Origin of the sequence: Synechococcus sp. H55.2 (assembly GCF_047462495.1) — a bacterium.
Lineage (GTDB): Bacteria > Cyanobacteriota > Cyanobacteriia > Thermostichales > Thermostichaceae > Thermostichus.
In genome coordinates this window covers 1-7925 of record NZ_JANSJH010000109.1, presented here as the reverse complement: position 1 = coordinate 7925, position 7925 = coordinate 1, and the positions used below count along the sequence as shown (strand labels likewise).

Annotated in this window: 8 protein-coding genes; 7 read left to right on the top strand and 1 reads right to left on the bottom strand. The window is 60.4% G+C overall.

Annotated features, from left to right (window positions below; translation table 11 throughout):
- The first annotated feature begins 244 nt into the window (after positions 1 to 244).
- The 3 genes from NW844_RS11255 to lipA all read left to right on the top strand — a co-directional run bounded on the left by NW844_RS11255 (position 245) and on the right by lipA (position 2788).
- A complete protein-coding gene (locus NW844_RS11255) occupies positions 245 to 1261 on the top strand; it encodes a phosphotransferase enzyme family protein (RefSeq protein ID WP_414335710.1) in 1017 nt (338 codons plus the stop codon).
- A gap of 51 nt (positions 1262 to 1312) precedes the next feature.
- Positions 1313 to 1810 (top strand): DUF4079 domain-containing protein, encoded by a 498-nt coding sequence (locus NW844_RS11250; RefSeq protein ID WP_414335709.1) that lies wholly within the window; start codon positions 1313 to 1315, stop codon positions 1808 to 1810.
- 123 nt (positions 1811 to 1933) lie between these two features.
- Positions 1934 to 2788, top strand: a complete 855-nt coding sequence (lipA, locus tag NW844_RS11245; protein WP_414335707.1) for a lipoyl synthase — start codon at positions 1934 to 1936, stop codon at positions 2786 to 2788.
- Here lipA and NW844_RS11240 read toward each other — a convergent pair.
- Positions 2785 to 4029: an Era-like GTP-binding protein gene (locus NW844_RS11240; RefSeq protein WP_414335705.1), complete on the bottom strand. Its 1245-nt coding sequence runs from the start codon at positions 4027 to 4029 to the stop codon at positions 2785 to 2787. The two genes, lipA and NW844_RS11240, sit on opposite strands and share 4 nt — an antisense overlap.
- A 135-nt stretch (positions 4030 to 4164) precedes the next feature.
- Between NW844_RS11240 and NW844_RS11235 the strand changes: the two genes are divergently transcribed.
- The 4 genes from NW844_RS11235 (at position 4165) to aroQ (ending at position 7703) form a co-directional block, all read left to right on the top strand.
- Positions 4165 to 4314 (top strand): hypothetical protein, encoded by a 150-nt coding sequence (locus NW844_RS11235; protein WP_414335704.1) that lies wholly within the window; start codon positions 4165 to 4167, stop codon positions 4312 to 4314.
- 720 nt (positions 4315 to 5034) lie between these two features.
- Positions 5035 to 6984, top strand: a complete 1950-nt coding sequence (locus tag NW844_RS11230) for an acetate--CoA ligase family protein (RefSeq protein WP_414335703.1) — start codon at positions 5035 to 5037, stop codon at positions 6982 to 6984.
- Positions 6985 to 7096: 112 nt separating this feature from the next.
- Positions 7097 to 7228 carry a hypothetical protein gene (locus tag NW844_RS11225; protein WP_414335702.1) on the top strand — a complete coding sequence of 44 codons (132 nt, stop codon included), beginning with the start codon at positions 7097 to 7099 and terminating at the stop codon, positions 7226 to 7228.
- Positions 7206 to 7703 (top strand): type II 3-dehydroquinate dehydratase, encoded by a 498-nt coding sequence (gene aroQ, locus NW844_RS11220; protein WP_414335700.1) that lies wholly within the window; start codon positions 7206 to 7208, stop codon positions 7701 to 7703. Before NW844_RS11225 ends, aroQ begins: the two co-directional genes overlap by 23 nt.
- Positions 7704 to 7925: the final 222 nt, after the last annotated feature.

The following is a 7925-nucleotide window of genomic DNA, read 5'->3' as shown; positions in this document are numbered from 1 at the left end:
CTGACGATTGTCCGGCCAGCAACCTTCATTAAGGTAGCAAATAGGTCTCTTTCACAGGTTTGCTAGAACGACACCTGAGTTCGCGGTCAATTGGGCAGAGGGTTCTGACCGGCAAAAAGGCTGCGACTGTAGCAGGTTTAGTCGAAAAAAAGCTGCACAACCCGAACGGCTTACCCTACTTATTGAGGAGGGCAAATGCCCCAACGCCGACCAACTTCCATAGAACTTTAATTTTTCCTGGCCTATGCTTGACTTGACTTGGCTGGATCCCCTTGTCCAGCACTTTCAACTGGGGGATCCGGATCCACCCGAAGCCATCCGAGTGGGCCTCATTCACCAGACCTGGAAACTCAATACCTCTGAGGGATCCTTCATTGCCCAGCGTCTTCATCCCCGTTTGGATCCTGCTGCCACCGAAGACGGTCAAGCCGTCGGCCAATGGCTAAGGCAACAAGGCTTCCCCGTGCCCCAATTTCGCCGCGCTCGGGATGGATCCCTGCATTTGAGCTGGGCAGAAGGGCTGTGGCGGGTTATGGAGTGTCTGCCGGGATCCTCGCATTCAACCCCGCCCGATGGGAGTTACCTGGAAGAGGCAGGGGCAGCCGTTGGACGCTTGCACCGGCTCTTGGCCCAGTGGCAATATCGCTTTCGCTTCCAGATCCCGCATTTTCACGACACGGCCCACCTTTGGCAACAGCTCCGCCAGCGCGACCCGGCGCCAGAAGTGCGAGCAGAATGGCAATTTTTAATCGAAACTGTGCCGCACCTTTTGCTGCCCTCAGGGATCCCAACGCAGATCATCCATGGCGATCTCAAGTTCAACAACTTTTTGTTCGACGAGCAGGGGCGATTTGTGGGTCTGGTGGATCTGGACACCTTTATGTATCACAACCTCTACGTTGAACTGGGAGATGCTTTGCGCTCCTGGGGTAAACGAGGCAATACCTTTCAGCCCAAGGCGATCCTGGCGGGGTTGCGGGGCTATGCCCAAACCGGCAACCTGCACACCCTACAACCAGAACTCATCATCCAAGGGATCCAACTGATTACCCTGGAATTGGGGATCCGCTTTCTGCAGGATTGGTTCGAGGACTGCTACTGGAATTGGGATCCGCAGCGGTACCCAAGTCGCAAAGCCCATAACCTAGCCCGCTGCCAACAGCAAATTTGCCTGTATCAAGACCTCACCCAGATGGCGCCCCAACTGCTGGAGCCCATGCGCGCCCTCGTTGCAGCAGCAAGGGAATTGGCTTTCGGTTAATTTAAATTTATGTTAATTTAGAAGCAGCTTCCTCTTCGTTGCGCGATCCCTATGAGCAGCCTTCAACTTCCCCGCTGGTTGGAATTGGCACTGCCTTTTTTTCACCCTGTGCTGATGATTTTGGCCTTTGCCCTGGCTCTGTATGCCCTCTACCTGGGGCTACAGGCGCGGCGGGTGCGCACCGCCTCGGCAGAAGAACGCAAGGAGCTGATCAAAGGGAAGTTTGCTCAGCGGCACTTCCTGGCCGGATCCCTGTTTCTGGTGTTCATGGTGTTCGGAGCCCTGGGCGGCATGGGGGTCACCTACCTCAACAACGGCAAGCTGTTTGTCGGGCCTCACCTGCTGGCCGGCTTGGGCATTGTCGCCTTGGTGGCCAGCTCGGCGGCTTTGGCGCCGCTGATGAAGGATGGCCAGAAGGTTTGGGCCCGCAATGTTCACCTGATGCTTAACGCGGTGATTTTGGCGATCTTGGGTTGGCAGGCGGTGACCGGCTTTCAGATTGTGCAGCGCATCGTCAACCAGATGCTGACCGCCCCTCAGGTAGCCTGACCCGCTTTGGGCAGAGGCAGTTGCCAGAGAAGGCGTCCATGTCAAAATAGACGCTGTCTCCCTCTCCTTGGGTTGGAGAGGGACGCTTTCTCCAGGTACTTAGCCCCAGTCAACGGTTTTCTCATGTCTGTCAGCCCTCTTCCCAGTTGGGTCAAGCGTTCCATCGGCAAGGCCAGCGATATCTCGGCGGTGCAGCAGGTGGTCAAGCAGCGGGGCCTGCACACCATCTGCGAAGAGGGGCGCTGTCCCAATCGGGCGGAGTGCTACAGCCAAAAGACCGCCACCTTTCTGCTCATGGGCGGGATCTGCACCCGCGCCTGTTCGTTTTGTCAGGTGGCCGGTGGGCGGCCTGCACCGTTGGATCCCGCAGAGCCGGAAAAGGTGGCCGAGGCGGTTGAGCTGCTGGGTCTCCGCTATGTGGTGCTCACCTCGGTAGCCCGCGACGACCTGCCCGACCAGGGATCCGGTCGCTTCGTGGAGGTGATGCAGGCGATCCGGCGGCGCTGCCCTGGGATCCAGATCGAGGTGCTCACCCCCGACTTTCGCGGCGATCGCGACTGCATTGCCCGTGTGGTGGCCGCTCAGCCCGTCTGCTACAACCACAACATCGAAACCGTGCGGCGGCTGTCGCAGGCGGTGCGGCGCAGCTCCGGCTACGACCTATCCTTGCGGGTTTTGCGAACGGTGAAGGAGCTGGATCCCGGCCTGCCCACCAAGTCCGGCCTGATGCTGGGGCATGGGGAAACCCGCGCAGAAGTGCTGGAAACCTTCCGGGATCTGCTGGCGGTGGGGTGCGACCGGCTCACCCTGGGGCAATATTTGCAGCCTTCCTTGGCCCACCGCCCTGTGGAGCGCTACTGGACGCCGGAGGAGTTTGCCGAGCTGGGCCAGATCGCCCGTGAGATGGGGTTTCGCCAGGTGCGCTCCGGGCCATTGGTGCGCAGCTCCTACCACGCTGCTGAAATGGTGCAGAACTAGGCGAGAGAACTGGGCAAAGGCGGTGCGCCGTCTGTCGTAGCCGGCTTTTCCCGTCCGAGCAGGGCATGAAGACCTGCCCCTAGACCGAAGGCTTGGGCCGCAAACCGGCTGAGCGCCTGCGGCGCCAGGGATCCCAGGCGGTATAAACTTGCCCCCGCCACCAAACCCGGCAAAAGGCCGTTGCCCCAGTCTCCCCACAGCCAGGAGCTCATCCCTTCGGCGCACAGCAGCAGCGCCCCATTGAGCAGCAGCGGTCGCCCCAGCCCTTCGCGAAAAGAGACCAGCGCCTTCCATAGGGCTTCCCAGGGCAGATGCAAGCGTACCCCCAAGCCCAACAGCCACAGGCCATCCAGCAGCGGGGCCAGCAGCAAATCCCACCCCAGCGGCGCCAGGCCCACCGCGATCCCCTTGCCGAGGGCAACAACCTTGCCCCATTGCTCTACAAAGCGGGCGTGATGCTGCCATTGTTTTTCCAGAATCTGGGCCTGAACCCAATCCAGCCGCCTCAAGACGTTCAAGGCCAGGAGGGAGCCCGCCTCCGTTTGCAAAATCTCCACAATGCGCCCCCGCAGAGTCTCAATTTGGGGTGCGGGCCGTTCCCACTCCAGGGTGATGCGGCCATCCGGCCAGTGGGTGCGCACTTTCAGAGGTTTTGGGCAAGCGGCGACGGTCAGGATCTCCTGCGGCGACACCCAGCCCAGGTGGCGGCTGATCTGGGCGCGAATCGCCTGCAATTCGGCTTCTGAATAGAGATCGCACTTGTTCAACACCAGCAGGATGGGCTTGTGCAGGGTGCGCAGCTCCAACAGGGCTTGGTATTCCAACTGGGTTAGGTCGGTGGCGATGACAAACAAGATCAAATCTGCCGAGCGGGCCACGTCCCAGGCCAACTGTTCGCGGGCTGCGCCTTCTACTTCGTTCAAACCCGGAGTATCCACCAGCCTCACCCGCCAAGGGATCTCCGGATCCGGTTGCCACAGCAGAGATTGGGGCCGTTGGGTGACCCCATTCAGGGGCCCTACCTCCAGCCGCGCCTCGCCGATCAGGGCATTCAGAACGGCTGACTTGCCGCGGTTGACCAGCCCGAACACCGCAATGGCAAACAGGCGGGCGGTGAGGCGCTTGCGCAAAGCTGATAAAGCTCTCAACTCCGGCTGCACATCCTGACGCCTGGCCAGAGATTGCCAGTGATCCCAGCAACTGTGCAAAACCGTTTCGGCTTGGGCGAGAGGAGGGGTCATAGACAGGGGCAAAGGACTAACCCTCACTCTAGAGGGAATTGCACCCCAGGGCCAGCCGTTTCTCCCCCCCAGCGTGGGGAACCGCCTGGCTCACAGAATAGGGCATGATGGCTTTAGGCTTCTGCTGGCTTTCCTATGCTGTATCGCCTTTCCCCCTCTCTGAAATGGCTCCGCATCGGTGGATCCCATCGTTCTAAGCAAGAGCGCCAGATCGTGCGCAGCCTGCTGGCCTTTGCCGGGGCGCTGTTGGTTGCGGATGTTGTGCTCCTGAGCGCCCTTCATTAGTCGGATGGGCAGGTTGGTCGTTGCTAATTCCGAATAAGTCTGAGACACCTCCCTACCCCTCTGCGCTGCCACAAGCAAAGGGGAGGGGATTTAAGGGCTGGCGGGCGGTTACCTGCAGCTTTTTCCGGCGTTATCTGCTGCAGTCATGTGGATCGATCTCTTGCGTAGGTAAGGCTCCCGCTTGGCTACAGAGCTCCCATAAAGTTCGGAAAAAGCTATATCTCAAACCCAATGAAGACACATCAGGACAGCTTGGTAGCCCCGCACTTTAGCGCGGGGACGAGAAGCCCGTAGGCAAGTTTAGTTGCTCTACTACTAATAATGCTCGTCAACTTATCGTTCCCAAGCACCTACTACGGTGAAAAACCCGATCCGTGCATTGGGGAACGAGAAGGAACGAAAAGTAAGCAGAATCTTGAGGTTTTGCCTCAAGTGACTGTCTAGGGGCGTCTTGACAACGCCTTTGCGAGTCCGTTTGTGGACTGCGTAAGAATCCCCCGACTTCAGTCGGAGGGAGTGTCAATCCAAGCCGCTTCCCTCACCCCCAGCCCCTCTCCCTCTGGGAGAGGGGGGTTGGGGAGCGGCATGACGAAAGGCTGCACGGGATCCCTTGTGCTGCGGGGAGGGGGGTTGGATCGGGAATAATGGAAGCGGCCTAAGCCGGGAGGGTCAGGTTTTCCCGGAGCTGAGGCTGGTGTTCTTTTTCCCTTGAGGCCGGCTATGGTTTTGCAGGAGGCGGCGGGCGTGCCCCGCATCAACGCGCGCGAGTCGGATGCTTTCGACATTTTCAACCTGAAGCATTATCTCGGCCCCAACCCCTACCTGGATACAGCCGCTTTCACCTTCGACTTTGCCCTCACCCAGTGCCCCCAGCCGCTGCCTATTGAGGCCTACCTGTCCAAGGTCTGCTCCTATTTTCCCTCCTTGCAGGAGGGATCCTATCCTTCCTATGCCCATTTGTTTGCTCGGCTGGTGGCGGAGGTGAACCGGCTGCAGATGGATCTGCACTTGCAGCGGTGGAGCTGTCACCCGTTTCCAGAGTACGTGCGCATTGCGGTGCAGACCTTGCACGGGCGTACCACTCGTGCTGCGGTCTATTTTGCCTGGGATTGGCTGGAGGCCATCGCCCAGGGGGAGCCCTTCGACGTTGAGGGGGAGATGCGTCGCCTGCAGCAACTGTTTCGCGACTCGGTGTACGGCGGGCCGACGGTCTATGCCCTCTTGCGGGCTGCGCACGAACGCGGGATCCCTGCCTGCTACCTGTGGGATGAAGGGGTCATGCAGTATGGCTATGGGCGCAACCAAGTGCGAGGGGTGGCCACCACCTTTCACTGCGACAGCCATCTCGACTCTGACTTCACCACCCGCAAAGACGATTGCAAGGCCTTTCTGGCGGCGCAAGGGTTCCCCGTGCCCCAGGGGGAGGTGGTTACTTCTTTGGCAGAGGCTTTGCCATTGGCGCAGGAAATCGGCTATCCGGTGGTGCTCAAGCCGGTGGCCGGCCACAAGGGGATCGGGGTGACAGCAGGCATTCAAACCCCAGAAGAATTGGCCTTTGCCTACAGTGCAGCGGTGGCAGCCATTCCCCCTGAGCAGCCGATCCGGCTGATCCTGGAAAAGCATCTGCAGGGCAGCGATTTTCGCCTGTTGTGTGTGGGCGGGCGCTTTGTGGCGGCCACAGAACGACGCCCGGCCTCGGTAACCGGCGATGGCCACAGCAGCATTGGGCAACTGATCGAGCAGGCCAACCGGGATCCCGCCCGCTGGGATACCCCCACTTCTCCGCTGGGGCCGATCCAGTGGGACGAGGCGATGGAGCGCTTTCTGGCGGAGCAGGGCCTGACGGCGGACAGCGTGCTGGAACCGGGGCGGACGGTCTACCTGCGCAAGGTGTCCAATCTTTCGGCGGGGGGGGTGAGCCGCGATGTCACGGCCACCGTCCATCCCGACAACGTGGTTTTGGCCCAAACCATTGCCCAGCAGTTCTCGCTGGTGTGCTTGGGCATCGATGTCATCGCCACCAGCCTAGAGCGCTCCTGGAAAGAGGGATCCCTGGGCATTATCGAGATCAATGCCGCACCGGGTGTGCTCATGCACCAAAAGCCGGCGATGGGCACGGGCGTGGATGTGCCAGGGGCGATCCTCGACCACCTGTTCCCCAAGACGGCCCGCATCCCAATTTTGACCTTCAACCGCCTTACCTTGGCCGAGGCGCACACCCTGGTGGAGCACATTCTGTCCCACCGTCCCGGCAGATGGGTAGGATGCGTCTGTCGGGAGGGCGTGCTGCTGAACCACAGCTTTAGGCCCCTGAACGGCAGCCTCTTTCGCCAGGTGAAAACCCTGCTGCGCCATCCCCACCTGGATCTGCTGTTGGCAGAAGCCGACGAAGAGACCCTGGAGCGGGAGGGCTTGGCCTACGAAGGCAGCGACTTGGTGGTGCTGCGGGATCCCTCCGATAAAGAGCTGCAAACCCTGAAGCGGCAGCTCAACCCCGACGGTGCCCTGTTCTTGCAACGGGAGTCCACCCTAACGTTGACGGTGGCCGGCCAGGTGGAGCGGTTTGAGCTGCCAGGAACAGACCTGCAGATGGGGATCCTGCTGCGATCCATGACTCTGCGGATCATCTGCAGAACCCTCAGCCAGATGCTGAAGAACTGGTCTGGCTGAGGCGAGGGATCCCTGTTGGGAAAAAGGCTAACCCTGCACCCCTCGGCAAGAAACGCTATCATAGAAGTCCAATGAGTAGGCTACCTTGGTAAAACCGCAAGAGGCAGGTCGGATGGATTGGGTAGAAAAAGTCCTGGAAAAGCTCCGCGAATGGGTAGAACGGGTGATCGATACCCTGCTAGGCCATCCTCAGCCCCAACCGGCACCCATTCCGGTAGAAAATGGATCCCATCGTCGTCGTTAATCCGACTGCCATTGCCACCGGCGGCGAGACCCTGAGCCTGCTGGTGTTGCACGGCCCCAACCTCAACCTGCTGGGAGTGCGCGAGGTGGGCATTTACGGCTCGGTATCCTTGGAGCAGCTCGATCAGGCTCTGCATCAGCAGGCAGAAAGGCTGGGGGCAAGATTGGAAATTCTGCAGTCCAACCATGAAGGGGTGCTCATCGATGCCATTCACCACGCGCGCCAGCGCCATGCCGGTATTTTGATCAACCCCGGCGCCTACACCCACACCAGCATTGCCCTCCGAGATGCCATTGCCGCCGTGGGACTGCCCACCGTGGAAGTTCACCTGAGCAACATCCACCGCCGCGAGTCCTTCCGGCAGCACTCCTACATTGCCGCCGTAGCGGTTGGGCAAATCAGCGGTTTTGGGGCGCAAAGCTATCTGTTGGGATTACAAGCTCTGGTGCAGCACCTGCGCCTGCAATCGGCGTAGGTGCCCGCAACTGTCCGGCAACGCTTGCACGGCTGTGCCGATCCAGCAGGTCACACTGCTCAGCTCGGCCAAATACGGATGAAGACACTTTGCCGCCAGCCCAAGCGCTCCGCGCCGCTGCCCTCACCCCCAGCCCCTCTCCCTGAGGTCACCCTCACCCCCAGCCCCTCTCCCTCAGGGAGAGGGGAGTTAGAGCGGCGCGTTCGCGACAGCGTTGCGTAG

What these genes read in the sequence shown, in the direction of transcription:
- NW844_RS11250 (WP_414335709.1), top strand. Translation starts at nt 1,313, where the DNA reads ATGAGCAGCCTTCAACTTCCCCGCTGGTTGGAATTGGCACTGCCTTTT.
- NW844_RS11235 (WP_414335704.1), top strand. Translation starts at nt 4,165, where the DNA reads ATGCTGTATCGCCTTTCCCCCTCTCTGAAATGGCTCCGCATCGGTGGA.
- lipA (WP_414335707.1), top strand. Translation starts at nt 1,934, where the DNA reads ATGTCTGTCAGCCCTCTTCCCAGTTGGGTCAAGCGTTCCATCGGCAAG.
- aroQ (WP_414335700.1), top strand. Translation starts at nt 7,206, where the DNA reads ATGGATCCCATCGTCGTCGTTAATCCGACTGCCATTGCCACCGGCGGC.
- NW844_RS11240 (WP_414335705.1), bottom strand. Translation starts at nt 4,029, where the DNA reads ATGACCCCTCCTCTCGCCCAAGCCGAAACGGTTTTGCACAGTTGCTGG.
- NW844_RS11255 (WP_414335710.1), top strand. Translation starts at nt 245, where the DNA reads ATGCTTGACTTGACTTGGCTGGATCCCCTTGTCCAGCACTTTCAACTG.
- NW844_RS11230 (WP_414335703.1), top strand. Translation starts at nt 5,035, where the DNA reads ATGGTTTTGCAGGAGGCGGCGGGCGTGCCCCGCATCAACGCGCGCGAG.
- NW844_RS11225 (WP_414335702.1), top strand. Translation starts at nt 7,097, where the DNA reads ATGGATTGGGTAGAAAAAGTCCTGGAAAAGCTCCGCGAATGGGTAGAA.